Genomic DNA, 15,682 nt, shown 5'->3' with positions numbered 1-15,682 from the left:
GAGCTAGTATGCGCGAACTAAATAAAACTACGATTGGTTGAATTTGACAGACTTATTCAAAGAATTTGAAGGAACTCGGCAATTTACTTAAGCTTACAATTTAAACTATAGTAAAATCATTGACATAATATCTAATAATCGGACGAGAATTTGCTCAAAGACATCGTTATTCAGGCTCTTAAAGCAGTTCAAAACGACTGTCTTTCCCTGTCAAAACAGCACTATCCCACCGTGCACAACCGAGGAATAAGTAACAATCACTTAACCTCTCTGGTAGAACGTCGCCTGCAGGTAATCGCGAAACAGTTTGGCACTTCTCTAGCAAGTCATTCAATTGAGTTAGAAACAACTAATGGTAGTGAAAACACTGCCTACCGCCGCATCACACTCCCCTATGGCAGTGTGTGGCTATTCCCGTACTCGATAAAAACCGCCAATAAAGTCTTCAAAGGACAGCTTTCTAATACCCTAAATCTGTGGAGAGAAGAATATGCCTATGCCATCCAACCGAACGATTGTGTGGTACTGGTGTGTGATCATTGGCTAAATCGCATTAACACCAGCCAGCAACTGCTTGACTGGTGGCACAACCAATTACCTGATGATTTTGCGGAGTATGCACAGCAAGGGATCCTGTTGGCTCAATCTTCGGCGCCAAAGCTTGATGACGTGATGCAATCTCTCAACCTCCAGCCCTGCTATAAAGCCCACGCCCACCCCCTTAAAAAAGAAGAGGACGCATCTTCGGTGAAAAGATACGTCCAGCTTTATGCGATATTTGAGTGTAAATAGGAGATTTACTTAGTCACTTCTACTAACACTTCATTGAATCGTGTCCATGATTTCATGTCTGCATCTTCGCGGTAACGCTCTGAGCCAAACACAGTAAAGGCATGAGGTGCGCCGCCGTAAGAGACCATTTCATGCTTGATGCCCGTTTTCTCTAGCTCATCTGCAAGCATCGCGAAATCTTTCATGGTAATAGCCGTATCAGCTGTGCCATGGAAGACAACGACTGGTGCCTTGGTCATCTTGTAGCTTTGGCCTTTTGGTGTGGTTAAACCCCCATGGAAGGTCACAAAGGCTTTGGCATCTGCGCCTGCGCGAGCGGCCTCAAGTACCGCAGCGCCACCGAAGCAATACCCCATCACCACAGTGTTATCACCGCCGCCATTGAGCATCTCGCCTTTACGCTGACTCTCCGCCATCAACTTCTGTAGTTTGGCGCGATCTTTATAAAGCTCGCCTGTGTGTTGCTTCTTATCTTTTACTTCTGTTGGCCGAACGCCCTGTCCGAAAAGATCTGCGGCAAACACGTTGTAGCCTTGCTCGTTAAGCATTTCTGCTCGCTTGATCTCGTAGTCTGTTAAACCATCCCAATCGTGAACCAGCAGTACCAGTGGTGCTGAATCTGAAACCTTAGACCAGTAACCTTGATAAGCTTTACCGTCGACTTCATAAACAATATCTTCACCGGCTACAGCATTAACCGAACCCAAGATTAACGCTGCAGTTAAAAAATGACGCATGACACCCTCTCCTTCCTTATGAGTTAAGAAGAGTGTAGTACGGCTTTTTTACAAATAGAGATTATTTATATTCGTATTTAAAGTTAAAACCTAGTTTAGAATCAGAGTCATAGGCAAATCACTCGCAGTAAATACGCCATCCATTTAATAATGGCCGTTTGTGTAGCCTATTCCCAGCCTAGTCACTATTCTTGTTTGAATTTCGTGGTGACTTTATTCCTTTTCGCTCTTGTGCAAACAATCACCGTTACAAAAGTTGATAAAATCGAAGGAACTAAGAATATTTTCATAGTTGTTAGTGAATTCAGTATATTATTGATAGATAGTAAGTCGCAGAATCTCCACAAGTAACCTGTGAAGCACAAATAACTTCTTATAATTTAATCACTTTTGATGAGAACTATCGAATTGAAGCCTAAAGCATTTAAGTCCGCAATACCTAAACAGCCTGATGAGGCCAACGACGGGTCTATACCGCTAGTAAGGGCAGATGCGTTAAATGCTTTAGTTGTGGAATTTGAGAGAAATGGCATCGATACCAGCGATGCGCTGGAAGCTGCCAACATTAGCCGAGAATTATTGCAGGGTGACGATAACATGTTGTCAACCAAGCCAATAATGATTCTAACCGAACATATTTATCATAAGAGCGGAATATTCGCATACGTAGAAATAGTACAAAAAACGCTACGGAGTGTTTTAATACCTCAGTTTGTACGTTCACTCACTAAAAAGCTTACAGTTCGTGATGTGTTAGTGAAGTTCAATCTACTGATTCGTGAATCCATACCAGCCAGTTCTCAATACTTAGAAGTGGATGAGGATACGGCTTGGTTTTGCACCGCCAATCTTAAGAACTTACACCCTGAAGGCTGGCGCGAGATATTTACTGTTTTGTACTGCACCGAATTATTGAGAGTGCTAGTTAACAATACGAATTGGCGTCCAAAGTCAGTCTCACTGCAACAATCCCTAGACGGTGATTTTGCCAAAAACATACCCAGTAAGGTTCAACTTCTATTTGGGCAAAAAATAACAAAGATAAGCGTAGAGTTAGATTTACTAGATAACCTTATCTATACGCCATATCCCGAGCCTGAACCAAAGGAAATTGTTTGGCACAGTACCTTCACCGATACTATATATACTGCCTTGCAGCCCTACGTGCATGAACAACACCTCGATATTGATTTAGCAGCGCATCTGTTTGATATGAGCTCTCGTACGCTTCAGCGTCGCTTACAGCAAGAAAAAAATTCATTTAGAGCGATCAAAAATAGCCTTATGTTTGATACTGCTTGTGAGCTTATGAGCCGGAATTTGAGCCTGACACAAGTCTCTGTTCAGCTGGGTTATGCGGACATTTCTCACTTCTCTAGAGCCTTTAAACGCTTCAGTGGTTTAACTCCAAAATTGTACCAAGCTGCGTTGATCGAAGAGAAAAATAGTCTAAAAATCAAACAGTCATAATCATTTAATTTTCGCATGGCGTAAAGTGGTAATTGAAATTTGAGGTTTCTGGCGTATAATCCGCCCTCCTAAATTTGGACTAACTAGGTACGATGGCCTTTCAACTTTCGTCTATAGTTATCCAATACTCATCTCCACAGCGGTTTTCGCCGTGCATTAAAGGAGCTTTATGACTACTACTTATACTATTGGCAGCTTAGAGTCGTTTCTAATCGCGATTTTTGTACTCTTTCTAGGCCAGTTCATTAACAGAAGGGTTCCCTTCTTAAAAAAATACAAAGTGCCTGAACCGATTGTTGGTGGCCTTATCATTGCCATCGTCATCACGGTTTTGCACTTCAACGGTATCAACCTAGATTTCACACTACCTCTAGAAAAAATACTGATGCTGATGTTCTTCACTACCGTGGGTCTATCCGCAAGCTACTCTCAACTGCTTAAAGGCGGTAAAAAAGTATTCATCTTTTTAGGGGTGGCTTCCGTTTATATCATCATCCAGAATGCCATAGGCGTGAGCCTTGCTAGCATGATGGACTTAAACCCGTTGATGGGTTTGGTAGCTGGGTCAATTACCCTCTCTGGTGGTCACGGTACAGGTGCGGCTTGGGCTGCAACCTTCGATGAACTGTACGGGCTTAAAACGCTCGAGTTTGCGATGGCCTCTGCGACCTTTGGTCTGATTGTGGGTGGTCTTATTGGTGGCCCTGTTGCTCAGCGTAGAATCAATAAGCACAATTTGATTTCTGAGTACGGTGACGGTTCACAGCACCATGAGAAATTCCCAGATGTCGTTACCTATAACGAGACAGAGGAAGACAAGGTGACTCCTCGTCGCGTCATTGAAACCATGTTTATGGTTTTGGTGTGCGTTGTGGGTGCGACTTACATTAAGGAATACACATCAGGTTTAGGTATCGGTTGGCTTAAAGGTATCCCTGACTTTGTATTTGCATTGTTCCTTGGTGTTATTCTAACAAACATCTACGAGTTTACTGGTGCGTACAAGTTCAATACCGACACTGTCGATATTATCGGTACCGTATCACTAGCACTGTTCCTAGCGATGGCACTGATGAGCCTAAAATTGTGGGAGATCTTCGATCTCGCTATGCCACTGTTGGTCATTCTAGGCGTGCAAACCTGTGTGCTTGCGGTATTTGCATACAATATAACCTTTAGGGTTATGGGCAGTAATTATGACGCTGCCATAATCACCGGCGGTCACTGTGGTTTTGGTATGGGCGCGACGCCAACAGCGGTAATGAACATGGGTTCTCTGGTAAACCACTACGGCCCCTCCCCACAGGCCTTCATGGTAGTGCCTATCGTGGGTGCTTTCTTTATCGATATCGTTAACTTACTTGTTCTGCAGGGTTACATCGCCTTTATAGGTTAATCCTAATTAATCAAGTCTGAATCATAAGCCAGCTTAATAAGCTGGCTTTTTTATTCTGCCGAACCCAGAAATCCCCTATCCTTGCTATTTTATACATCTGATCAATGAAATCATTTATGTGACACCTATCTCATAACTGTCTTTTATCGAATAAGTCTGTATAATTCCGCGCCTCGTATCTCACTGTTTAGTCACTGTCTTTGATTAAGCAGACCCTTACTTTAGTTCTCAGGAATAGTTCTTTGATATCTACCGCAAACATCACAATGCAATTTGGCGCAGAGCCGTTATTTGAAAACATCTCTGCTAAATTTGGTAACGGCAACCGTTATGGCCTTATTGGTGCTAATGGATGTGGTAAATCAACCTTCATGAAGATCTTGAGTGGCGCATTAACACCAAGCTCAGGCAATGTCTCTATTACTCCTGGATTAAAACTGGGTGTTCTAAGCCAAGACCAGTTCGCATTTGAACAATACAATGTGATTGATGTGGTTATCATGGGTGACCGCAAGCTTTGGGAAATTAAGCAAGAGCGCGACCGTATATACTCTCTTCCAGAGATGAGCGAAGAAGACGGCATGAAAGTGGCCGAGCTTGAAAGCGAATTTGCAGAGATGGACGGCTACACAGCAGAAAGCCGTGCTGGCGATATTCTTCTTCAAGCCGGTATCGAAGAAGAGTTTCACTTCGGTTTGATGCAACAGGTTGCTCCAGGTTGGAAGTTGCGCGTACTACTGGCGCAGGCACTGTTTGCTAACCCAGACATCTTGCTTCTAGATGAGCCTACCAACAACTTGGACATTCACACCATCAACTGGCTGGGTGAAGAGCTAAATCAGCGTAAGTGCACCATGATCATCATCTCGCATGACCGCCACTTCCTGAACTCTGTATGTACTCACATGGCTGATATCGACTATGGTGAGCTACGTATCTACCCAGGTAACTACGAATACTTCCTTGAAGCTTCTGGACTTATCCGTGAGCAGCTTTTATCAAGCAACGCTAAGAAAGCGGCAGAAATCAGCGAACTGCAAGACTTCGTAAACCGCTTTGGTGCTAATGCCTCTAAAGCAAAACAGGCAAGTTCTCGTGCTAAGAAAATGGACAAGATCAAGCTAGATGAAGTTAAGTCATCAAGCCGTATTAGCCCATCCATTGACTTCGGCGAAGGCAAAAAACTGCACCGTCAAGCGCTTGAACTCAAAGACATTGGACACGCATTCGATGATGAGCTTCTGTTTGAAGGGGGTAACCTACTCCTTGAAGCTGGAAGTCGCCTTGCAGTTATTGGCGAGAACGGTGTTGGTAAGACAACGTTCTTACGTTGCCTAGTAAATGAATTAGAGCAAATGCATGGCGTAGTGAAATGGTCAGAGAATGCGTCTATCGGTTACTGCCCGCAGGATAGCACTGCTGACTTCGACAATGACCTAACTATCTTTGATTGGATCTCTCAGTGGCGCACCGTTAAGCACGATGACCTTATGGTACGTGGCATTCTAGGCCGTTTACTGTTTACCGCTGACGATGCGAACAAGAAAGCGAAGAACTGTTCTGGTGGTGAGAAAAACCGTCTGCTATTTGGCAAGTTGATGATGCAAGACATCAACGTGTTGATTATGGATGAGCCAACGAACCACATGGACATGGAAGCCATCGAAGCGCTAAATTCCGCGCTTAAAGAATACCAAGGTACGCTGATCTTCGTTAGTCATGACCGTGAGTTCGTCTCTTCTCTAGCGACTTCTATCATCGATATCAAAGATAAGAAGCTGGTGAACTTCCAAGGCACTTATGATGAGTACCTAGACCACCAGAAGAGAGAACTAGCCGTTACCTTGTAACGAAAAGCTAGACAAACACGCATTAAAAAAGCAGAAGCCCTAGGGCTTCTGCTTTTTATTTAGGCAAACAAAGTCTGAATTTACGCTTTAGCGCTAAATACCACTTCGTATTCACCAATACCGTCGTACTTGATGGTCGTTGGCTTATCAAATGCAACTTCTACGATGCCACAGTAAGAGCCAGTGATAATCGTTTCGCCAGCTTTGAACTCAACGCCACGACGAGTCATGAAGTTAATCAGCCAGTAGATTGGGCTTTGTGCTGACTGGTTCGGGTGCTCACCGTCAAACGTCTGAACGTGGTCGCCTTGCATAACTGTAACGTTCACTTTAGCCGCGTCGAATGCTTTTTCACGTGAAATTTCAGGACCAACAAATAGACCTTGGTTAACCATGCAGTCTGCTAGTTTCTCGTAGAACTCAGCATCGCTATCAGCAGCAAAACGCGCTTGCATAAGCTCTAGAGCCATGCGGCAAGAACCGATCGCATCGTTGATTTGCTCTTCGGTGTAACCTTCTGGGTTAGCTGGCAGGTTTTTGCCTAGCGTAAAGCCAATTTCAGGTTCAATACGCGCTACGCCATTGTCAGCAAACAGCTCACAAGTGTCGCCTTGTTGTACGCTATCAGAAAAGATAGGCGCTACGATGTACTTGTCTTCAGATAGAGGGTTTAGACACTTCCAACCACCTACTTGACCGCTCTTAGCTTCAATCATTGCTGCTTGAACTTGTAGTGCATCTTCTAGAGAGGTCGGGCGAATGTTTTCCGCTAGACGTGGTGCTTTTGTACCCGCAATGCGACGACCTAGTAGCTCAGAGGCAGCGTCATTAAAAAAGTTAGTCATATTGTATTACCTGTTATTTGTTTTAATTAATGATATAGGAAATCAAGTGCTCTGAATAGACTACCCATGTGCCGTTGAACCCTCTTGAAACAAAAAAGGTGACTTGAAAACAAGTCACCTTCTCACATCAATCTCAAATTGTGCGCTGAAAAAAATGAGCGCTAGAGACTAGGGTCTGTTGGCCTTTTGCGATTAAATTTTGCTCGACCAGAAGTCATTTAATCAAGGCGAGGGACTTGCCGCCTAGTCATCTAAGCAAAAGTCGCTCAACACAGAGTAAATGGGTTCTGGACGAGCCCTTCGGATAGCGCTTTGTTGGGCATTTCTACCGCGTTAGTCACTTTTCATGTGGAACCACCACACCTAAAAGCGACTGCCTTGTATTAATACCCAACAAATCGCTACAAAAATAACCTCAAAAGATCAACAGACCCTACGTATTATACGTCGTATGTCGTAGACGCAGTGTCGCCGCCTGTACCTGTCCAGTTAGTGTGGAAGAATTCGCCACGCTCACGGTCGATACGCTCATAGGTGTGAGCACCGAAGTAGTCACGTTGAGCTTGCAGGAGGTTCGCTGGCAGACGAGCTGTCGTGTAACCATCAAGGAAAGACAGCGCCGAAGTCGTACACGGCATTGGGATACCCACTTCTAAAGACTTAGCCGCAACCTTACGCCATGCACCTAGGCAGTTCTCTAGGATGGCTTTGAAGTAAGGGTCTGAACCAAGGAATGCAATCTCAGGATCCGTATCAAACGCATCACGGATGTTGCCAAGGAATGCAGAACGGATGATACAACCGCCACGCCACATTAGTGCTACGTTACCGTAGTTTAGGTCCCAGCCGTTCTCATTTGACGCTTCACGCATCAGCATGAAACCTTGAGCGTAAGAGATGATCTTTGATGCTAGAAGCGCTTGACGAAGTGCATCAACCCACTCTTGCTTGTCACCTGTTACAGGCTCAACCGTCTTACCAAATAGCTTCTCTGCCGCTACGCGCTGATCTTTCAGTGAAGACAGGCAGCGAGAGAATACTGATTCAGAGATAAGCGTTAGCGGAATACCCAAATCTAAAGCATTGATACCCGTCCATTTACCTGTGCCTTTTTGGCCTGCGGTATCTAGGATCTTATCAACTAGAGGTGCGCCATCTTCGTCACGGTACTTTAAGATGTCAGCTGTGATTTCAACAAGGTAGCTGTCTAGCTCAGTGGTGTTCCACTCAGCAAATACCTTCTGCATCTCGTCAGCAGACATGCCAAGGCCGTCTTGCATGAACTGGTATGCTTCACAGATAAGCTGCATGTCACCGTATTCGATGCCATTGTGTACCATTTTAACGAAGTGACCTGCGCCATCGTTACCTACCCAATCACAACAAGGCTCGCCTTTATCTGTTTTCGCAGAGATGCCTTGAAGAATAGGTTTTACCGCTTCCCATGCTTCTGGGGAGCCACCTGGCATGATAGAAGGACCAAAACGAGCGCCCTCTTCACCACCAGATACACCAGTACCGATGAAGTAAATGCCCTTCTCACGAAGGTAAGCAACACGGCGGTTAGTGTCTGGGTAGTTAGTGTTACCACCATCGATGATGATATCACCCTTGTCTAGTAGAGGGATAAGTTGCTCGATAAAGCTATCTACAACATCACCCGCACGAACCATAAGCATCACCTTACGAGGCGTTTCTAGCTTATCGACCATCTCTTGCAGCGAGTATGCACCAACGATGTTAGTGTCCTTCGCTGGGCCTTCAAGGAACTGATCTACCTTCGCGGCAGTACGGTTGTGTGCTACAACTTTAAAACCGTGGTCGTTCATGTTTAAGATAAGGTTTTGACCCATTACTGCGAGTCCAACTACACCAATATCACCTTTCATACACTCTCTCCTAATATTCTTATCTTAAGCAATCTTGCTTGCTGCATCTGAATCTAAAAACCACTCTGTTTCACCCGCAATGGAGTGAATCTTTGCCGCTGGATAGGGCAACTCCTCAGCCGGAGTGTGGTAGATCTCGTTTACGATGTCGGTTTTACCTGCGCCAAGCACCAAGTAGCTGATACGTTTTGCCGCTTGAAGTACTTGAGCTGACTTAGAAATTCGAAGCTGACCCGATTCTGGGTGTGCAGCAACGATAGCCAGTTTTTCTTCACTGTAATCAGTTTGGCCTGGGAATAGAGACGCGGTATGTCCATCCGCGCCCACACCCAATAGGATCCAATCAAACACTGGAACACCATTTTCTGAAGGGATAACTTCGAGCATTTCACTGGCAAAACGAACCGCTTCTTGCTCAGCGTCGTTTTCACCAAGAATACGGTGAATGTTCTGCGCAGGGACGCCTACAGGCGTAAATAGCAATGCGTTGGCTTCACCAAAGTTACTTTCTGCATCGTCAGGCGCTACACAGCGCTCGTCACCCCACCAGAAGTGAAGGTTCTGCCATTGGATATCGCTAGCGTAAGGCTGCGTTGCTAATAACTTAAACAACATTTTTGGCGTGCTGCCACCAGACAAAGAGATGTGCACCGCTCTGCCTAGTTGGCTAAATGCTTTTAGCTCCTCGGCAAGCTGCTCTACTACCTGTGCTGGAGTTTCAAAAATTTTGGTATTCATCATAACTCGCAATAATCTGTGTCTGTTAAGTTTTTGCATGGGAAGCGCCACATTTTTCCATCACGCTCTAGCAGATCATGAGACTCTTTCGGCCCCCATGTACCACTAGCGTAACCAAACAATGCTTGTGGGCGCTCTTTAAAGTCCAGAATCGGCTGAACATATTCCCAACATGTTTCGACTGCATCTGAACGTGCAAACAAGGTTGCGTCGCCATTTAATGCATCAAGCAACAAGCGCTCATAAGCCGTCAGCATATGGGCTTCATTCAGCGTCTTGTAGTGGAAGTTCATCTTCACTTCTTTGGCATGGAAACCTGCACCCGGCTCTTTCAAACCAAAGCTGATTTGAATACCTTCATCCGGTTGAATACGGATAATAAGCTTATTCTCGGGAGCATCTTGACCAAACACTGGGTGAGGCGTGTCTTTAAAGTGGATAACCACCTCGGTAACGCGCGTCGGCAGTCGCTTACCGGTACGAACGTAAAATGGTACACCATTCCAACGGCTGTTGTTGATGTAAGCCTTCAGGCCTATGTAGGTCTCTGTACGTGAGTCATCGGCAACACCGTTCTCGTCACGGTAGCTAGGCAAGAACTCGCCACGCACTTCAGATTCTGTGTATTGACCCAATACTAAGTTATTAGTCAGGTCATTCTCATCAAGTGGCTTGAGGCTTCGCAGTACCTTAACCACTTCGTCACGAATAGCGTCTGCGTTTATGCGAGGAGGAGACTCCATGCCCACCATTGCTAATACTTGCAGCAAATGGTTTTGGAACATGTCGCGCACAGCGCCTGAGCCATCGTAGTATCCACCACGCTCTTCAACACCTAAAAACTCAGCACCGGTAATTTCTACATACTCGATGAAGTTTCGGTTCCAAAGAGGCTCAAACATGATATTTGAGAAGCGGAACACCAGCAGGTTTTGAACCGTTTCTTTTCCAAGATAGTGGTCAATTCGATACAGCTGAGTTTCTTCAAAATGAGTGTGAATTTTCTTACCCAACTCTTTTGCAGAAGCGAGGTCATAACCAAATGGTTTCTCAACGATCAAACGCTTCCAGCCGTCATCTTCTTTATTCAACCCGTGCGCCGCAAGGCTCGCAGGGATCACTGAATAGAGACTTGGTGGTGTCGCTAAATAGTAAAGAACGTTACGTTGTTCCAATTGGTAGTGAGCAGCAAGTTCATCTTGTCTCGCTACAAGCTTGGCGTAATCAGCTGTGTCAGAGGTATTGATCGCCTGGTAGTGTAGATGGTTCATGAACTCATCTAATACCACTTGTTCTGTTTGTTCGAATTCTTGAAGGGACTTCTTAATCTTCTCGCGGTAGCTCTCATCACTGTATTCAGTGCGACTTACGCCAAGAATGTAAAACGATTGGGGAAGTTGACCGCTTTGGTACAGTCGATATAAAGCTGGGATTAGCTTACGGTAAGTTAAATCTCCAGAAGCACCAAAAATTACTATGCTGCTTTTATCAGGTATTACCATCATGTGTCCTTAAGTACCTTTAAGGGTTGCATACATCCATCACGTCGTCGGGGGAAACCGCGTCCGAATGGGTCAAAATGCACTATGAAAAGAATTCTACACCGAATGGGCTGAATTAAAATAACTTGTCACTTTCATAGGGCGACAAATTGTAAAAAATAGGCAAAAAAAATCTCCGATAACTTTACGGAGATTGCCTTGTGCTACAGTCTAGCTATATATGAGCTTAATACAAACGTTTTTCATTCGTAACTTTCGTTTCCCGCCCTACCTGTTTAATATCTATACAGCAACACTATCCGAGAGCGATATACCGCTCTGGGATAGATAGAGCCAGTGTTAATCCACTGCTCTATTGGCAATTAAGTTATGAAAGCTATGGTCGCAGTTTTAGCACCTTATCGATGTCTTCTGCATTGTGACGCTCTGGTACTTGTTCCCATTCTTCACCAAACGAACGGTTTACAACACGCCCACGCTGAAAGCCTTCGCGCTGCTCAAGTTGTTTTGCCCAGCGATACACATTGGTATAGGTCTCTACTTGCAAGAATTCCGCAGCATCGTAAAGGTTCCCTAGAACCAAATTGCCATACCATGGCCAAATCGCCATGTCTGCAATGGTGATCTCTTCGCCCGCGACAAAAGTATTTGCCGCTAATTGCTTATCGAGCACGTCTAACTGACGCTTGGCTTCCATCGCAAAGCGATTAATTGGGTACTCTTGCTTTTCATCGGCGTAAGCATAGAAGTGTCCAAAACCACCGCCCAAAAACGGCGCTGAACCTTGTGCCCAGAACAGCCAATTGAATGTTTGGGTTCTCTCTGGACCGGATTTAGGTAGGAAGCGATCAAACTTCTCTGCCAAATGAACAAGGATGGACGCTGATTCAAATACGTTAACTGGCTCACTGCCGGTTTTGTCTACTAATGCAGGGATTTTAGAGTTTGGGTTTACACCCACAAAACCCGATGAGAATTGGTCTAGCTCGCCGATGTTAATCAGGTAGGCATCGTATTCTGCATCTTTAATTCCTGCGGCTAAAAGCTCTTCAAACAATATGGTCACTTTCTGGCCGTTAGGCGTACCAAGCGAGTACAACTGAAATGCGTGCTCACCTACCGGCAGCTCTCGCTCAAATCGTGCACCCGATTCAGGGCTGTTAATGTTCGCCCACTTATTGCCACCCTCTGCATCATTGACCCAGATCTTCGGCGGTACATATTGTTCAGTCATAACATCTCCTTGAATTTGGCTTAACCACTTAAATGAACGATCGCTCAATTAAAATCATACTATGCCTACTCCTTTTCGAAGGCAAGTGTTTTAACAGCCTAATACCTGTCCTGTTCTTCTTTCAATGGCTTCACCACCGAGTCCAATCCTTCGACTTTTAGCGCTAAACACAATTGCAGTAACTGTCCTAATTCACCAGACGGCCATTCCGACTTATTTTGGAACCACAACAGGTACTCCTCAGGCAAGTCTATGAGTACCCTACCGGCAAATTTCCCAAACGGCATTTTCATTCGAGCAAGCTTAATTATATTTTCTTTTTCTAACATTTTTTAAAACCAAATCAAACACTTCATGACATTTATTGTTACATCTACGATAATAGAAATCAGTGACACAAACTAAAGGAACCCGTTTGCGTAGAGCCATTTTCATCACATTCCTACTCACAGGATTATCCGCCCCCTCTTGGGCTGAAGATACTGAAGAGAAGTGCTTGAGCAAACCCGAGGACGATAGAGCCATCTCCAGAGCTTACCACTATCTGAACACCAAGTTTTGCCAACCTGCTGTTTGGTTTGATGATTTCTTTGCTGATGAGCGTGTGACTGAGGATGCTAGAGCGGGCACCTCTGTGCGCTGGAAAAATGATTTTACTCAGTTTGAATATGACGGCTTCAAATACAATACCAGGATCGATGCCAAGTTTAACCTACCCAAAGTGACAAACCGCCTTAAATTGATCATCGAATCTGATGGTGAGGATGACTTGTTTGATCTTTTCCCTCGCAACGCGGAAGAAGTAGAGAGCACTATTGGCCTGAGGTATGACATCTATGCCAAGGGTTACAGCAGCTTTAATATTAAAGCGACCTTTAAGCCTAAGATTGAGGCACGGTACCGTTTCACTTACCCGATTGGGATCAACACCGTTAGTCGTGTTACACAAAAAATTTATCAAGAAACAGAGCTGACTGGAGAGTCTACTCAGTTTGATATTGACCAAGCCCTATCCAAAAACTTCTTGCTGCGCTGGACCTCATTTGCCGAATTCAATCGGGATCATGCCGACGATACGAGTATCTGGGATTTAGGTACAGCTTTTGTGTTATATCAATATCTCTCGAAGACTCAGGCCATCAACTACACCGTAAGTACCACAGGTACAGACTATCCACGCTCTTTCATTGACAATACCTTGATTGGGATGACCTATCGCCATAATGTTTTCTTTAAATGGTTCTATTACGAAGTGACACCCGAATACAACTGGTATAGAGAATACGATCAGGGGTTTGAGGAAGAAGCGAGCATTCGTTTAAGGCTAGAAATCCGCTTTGAGAATTTCTAATTTCTAACTTCAAATAACTAGGTGAGCCTGTTTGGCTCACCTTGCTAAATCATTGTTGTCGCAACTGAGGGGATTGTCTCTGTTTGGATTCGTTCAAACTCGATGGCTTCACATTCGTATCAAGTTTCACACTATCATAGCCATTGAATCTACAATCCCCAATTTCGTGTCTAGGACATACTTGGATCCCGCTTCGAGAAACCATTTCGCTATAACATGATGGACATACTTTCATACTTCCTCCTTGCCAGTGTCGCCAAAACCGTTCCAACTCACGAAAGATGATAATCTGTCGTCCTTTGCGCTTTTGACTTGCCTATACTTAGTTTGAGCAACTACCACTTTCGGGGTATACGAATAATTTAGACCACACGATCATGAAAATGTTTTTCAAGAAAAGAAGATCGGACAGAGATTCAGAGATAACCCCATTGTTATCAATGAGTAATAAAAAACAGAAAGGGATAGGTTTATCTGAGCTTAAAACCAAGTTTGAATAGGACAAGGATCGACTTTAAACTTTACTATCAACATATCGATAAGCAGTTAGGACAATACAAGACTCGGCACTTTAAACACTAATGCCTTATGCCCACGGAGGTATATATGAAAAAGTTTAAGAATATTCTATTTGTTAGCCAAGGATTATCTAATCACAGTGACTCTATCGGCCAAGCGTTGAGACTTTCTTACAATAATAAAGCTCCGTTGAAAGGCATGATCTTTTGTCCTCCACTTCCCGTTAATCTTGCTCAGTATCAGTCCAGTTACGAGAACTCTCTGATTCATAATGTCAGCGAGCACATTAAAGACAGTAGAGATACCCATAATATCGCCGAAGACGATGTCTCTTTCCCTCTAGAAGTCGTCAGTGGAGATAAGCCCGCTATCAATATCATACGGGCGGTTCATAAGGGTGAACACGATCTGCTTATTAAAGATGCAGAGCCATTAGATGACGATGACGAAGGTTTCAAAGCCATAGACATGACGCTACTTAGGAAATGTCCTTCTCCCGTGTGGCTAAACCGTGCTAGCAACAAACCTAGAAACAAACGAAGAGTGGCTGTTGCCATTGACCCGATTATCGCAAGCGACGAACACAGAGGGCTCTGTATGCGTCTGATGGAGTTGTCTCGCTCAATTGCGGATAGCTGTGACAGCCGATTGCACGTTTTATCCTGCTGGGAGTATCAATTAGAGCGCTATTTGGACAGCCATGCCTGGATCAAAATTGAAGATAAAGAGCTTAATGCTGAAATAGACAAAGCCAAAGTGGAACACAGAGAAGCCCTTGACCACCTTATCAAGGAGTCTGGCGTAAGCGGTGAGATTATAGTGCATCACTTACACGGCCTTCCAGATGATGTTATTCCGCATTGGGTAGACGAGCATGAAATTGACATTCTTGTTATGGGCACGCTAGCACGTACCGGGATTCCTGGATTTGTTATTGGCAATACCGCAGAGAATATTGTTCGCTCTGTCACGTGTTCTCTAGTCGCATTAAAACCAAAAGGCTTTGTAACACCATTTGTCTAACCGCCTTAACATCACTTTCAAAGGGTAGCCTACGAGCTACTCTTTTTTTTGCCACATCTTGTACCCACTTTGCTTCATCGCCTTGCCAAGTAAATGCGCCGCCACCGGTGCAGTTAGAAAGATAAACAACATGGTACCAATCACTCGTGATATCACCGTGATATCAGGGATAGCGAACGCTACAGCCAGCAAAAGCAACCCTAGGCCTACTGTTCCAGCCTTAGTGGCGGCATGCATTCTTGTAAAGAGATCAGGCAGCCTAAGTACCCCTAAACTTGCGACGAGTACAAACAAACCACCCAAGCACAGGAATACGCCAATCAACCATTCCATACT

The 15,682-nt window shown here is 44.6% G+C and carries 14 protein-coding genes; 6 read left to right on the top strand and 8 right to left on the bottom strand.

All coding sequences use genetic code 11. From position 1 onward, the window contains the following. Positions 1 to 150: 150 nt before the first annotated feature. Entirely contained in the window at positions 151 to 792 is a 642-nt protein-coding gene (locus tag OCU35_RS15440) for a hypothetical protein (RefSeq protein WP_017243098.1), read from the top strand. A 5-nt stretch (positions 793 to 797) separates the two neighbouring features. Here OCU35_RS15440 and OCU35_RS15435 read toward each other — a convergent pair whose 3' ends face one another. Further along, positions 798 to 1,529: a dienelactone hydrolase family protein gene (locus OCU35_RS15435; RefSeq protein WP_065210748.1), complete on the bottom strand. Its 732-nt coding sequence runs from the start codon at positions 1,527 to 1,529 to the stop codon at positions 798 to 800. 408 nt (positions 1,530 to 1,937) lie between these two features. Between OCU35_RS15435 and OCU35_RS15430 the strand changes: the two genes are divergently transcribed. From OCU35_RS15430 to OCU35_RS15420, 3 genes are all read left to right on the top strand, one after another. Next, entirely contained in the window at positions 1,938 to 2,999 is a 1,062-nt protein-coding gene (locus OCU35_RS15430) for a helix-turn-helix domain-containing protein (RefSeq protein WP_261826477.1), read from the top strand. Between the two features lie 169 nt (positions 3,000 to 3,168). After that, positions 3,169 to 4,395: a sodium/glutamate symporter gene (gene gltS, locus OCU35_RS15425; RefSeq protein ID WP_017032319.1), complete on the top strand. Its 1,227-nt coding sequence runs from the start codon at positions 3,169 to 3,171 to the stop codon at positions 4,393 to 4,395. A gap of 242 nt (positions 4,396 to 4,637) precedes the next feature. Further along, positions 4,638 to 6,245 carry an ABC-F family ATPase gene (locus OCU35_RS15420; RefSeq protein WP_083188997.1) on the top strand — a complete coding sequence of 536 codons (1,608 nt, stop codon included), beginning with the start codon at positions 4,638 to 4,640 and terminating at the stop codon, positions 6,243 to 6,245. Between the two features lie 80 nt (positions 6,246 to 6,325). Here the strand turns inward: OCU35_RS15420 and OCU35_RS15415 are convergent, their stop codons facing one another. From OCU35_RS15415 to OCU35_RS15390, 6 genes are all read right to left on the bottom strand, one after another. Further along, on the bottom strand, positions 6,326 to 7,090 hold the full coding sequence (locus OCU35_RS15415) for a hydratase (protein ID WP_261826476.1): 765 nt from the start codon (positions 7,088 to 7,090) through the stop codon (positions 6,326 to 6,328). Between the two features lie 440 nt (positions 7,091 to 7,530). Next, positions 7,531 to 8,979, bottom strand: a complete 1,449-nt coding sequence (gene gnd / locus OCU35_RS15410) for a decarboxylating NADP(+)-dependent phosphogluconate dehydrogenase (RefSeq protein WP_017032322.1) — start codon at positions 8,977 to 8,979, stop codon at positions 7,531 to 7,533. Between the two features lie 24 nt (positions 8,980 to 9,003). Further along, positions 9,004 to 9,720, bottom strand: coding sequence for a 6-phosphogluconolactonase (pgl, locus tag OCU35_RS15405; protein ID WP_017028065.1), 717 nt, complete (start codon positions 9,718 to 9,720; stop codon positions 9,004 to 9,006). Further along, positions 9,717 to 11,219, bottom strand: coding sequence for a glucose-6-phosphate dehydrogenase (gene zwf, locus OCU35_RS15400; protein WP_017032323.1), 1,503 nt, complete (start codon positions 11,217 to 11,219; stop codon positions 9,717 to 9,719). Before zwf ends, pgl begins: the two co-directional genes overlap by 4 nt. Before the next feature lie 376 nt (positions 11,220 to 11,595). Continuing rightward, the gene (gene yghU / locus OCU35_RS15395) at positions 11,596 to 12,453 is read right to left on the bottom strand and encodes a glutathione-dependent disulfide-bond oxidoreductase (RefSeq protein ID WP_261826475.1); all 858 of its coding nucleotides are present in this window, start codon (positions 12,451 to 12,453) and stop codon (positions 11,596 to 11,598) included. A 98-nt stretch (positions 12,454 to 12,551) separates the two neighbouring features. After that, positions 12,552 to 12,782 carry a DUF3820 family protein gene (locus tag OCU35_RS15390; protein ID WP_261826474.1) on the bottom strand — a complete coding sequence of 77 codons (231 nt, stop codon included), beginning with the start codon at positions 12,780 to 12,782 and terminating at the stop codon, positions 12,552 to 12,554. 86 nt (positions 12,783 to 12,868) lie between these two features. Here OCU35_RS15390 and OCU35_RS15385 point away from each other — a divergent pair, with 86 nt between their 5' ends. Both OCU35_RS15385 and OCU35_RS15380 read left to right on the top strand, forming a co-directional pair. Then, on the top strand, positions 12,869 to 13,804 hold the full coding sequence (locus OCU35_RS15385) for a hypothetical protein (RefSeq protein ID WP_261826473.1): 936 nt from the start codon (positions 12,869 to 12,871) through the stop codon (positions 13,802 to 13,804). Between the two features lie 606 nt (positions 13,805 to 14,410). Next, positions 14,411 to 15,346 carry a universal stress protein gene (locus OCU35_RS15380; RefSeq protein ID WP_261826472.1) on the top strand — a complete coding sequence of 312 codons (936 nt, stop codon included), beginning with the start codon at positions 14,411 to 14,413 and terminating at the stop codon, positions 15,344 to 15,346. A 36-nt stretch (positions 15,347 to 15,382) separates the two neighbouring features. Here OCU35_RS15380 and mnhG read toward each other — a convergent pair whose 3' ends face one another. Further along, positions 15,383 to 15,679: a monovalent cation/H(+) antiporter subunit G gene (mnhG, locus tag OCU35_RS15375; RefSeq protein ID WP_017032327.1), complete on the bottom strand. Its 297-nt coding sequence runs from the start codon at positions 15,677 to 15,679 to the stop codon at positions 15,383 to 15,385. Positions 15,680 to 15,682 lie beyond the last annotated feature (3 nt).

Origin of the sequence: Vibrio breoganii (genome assembly GCF_024346795.1) — a bacterium.
Lineage (GTDB): Bacteria > Pseudomonadota > Gammaproteobacteria > Enterobacterales > Vibrionaceae > Vibrio > Vibrio breoganii.
This window is presented reverse-complemented; position numbering and strand designations above follow the sequence as displayed.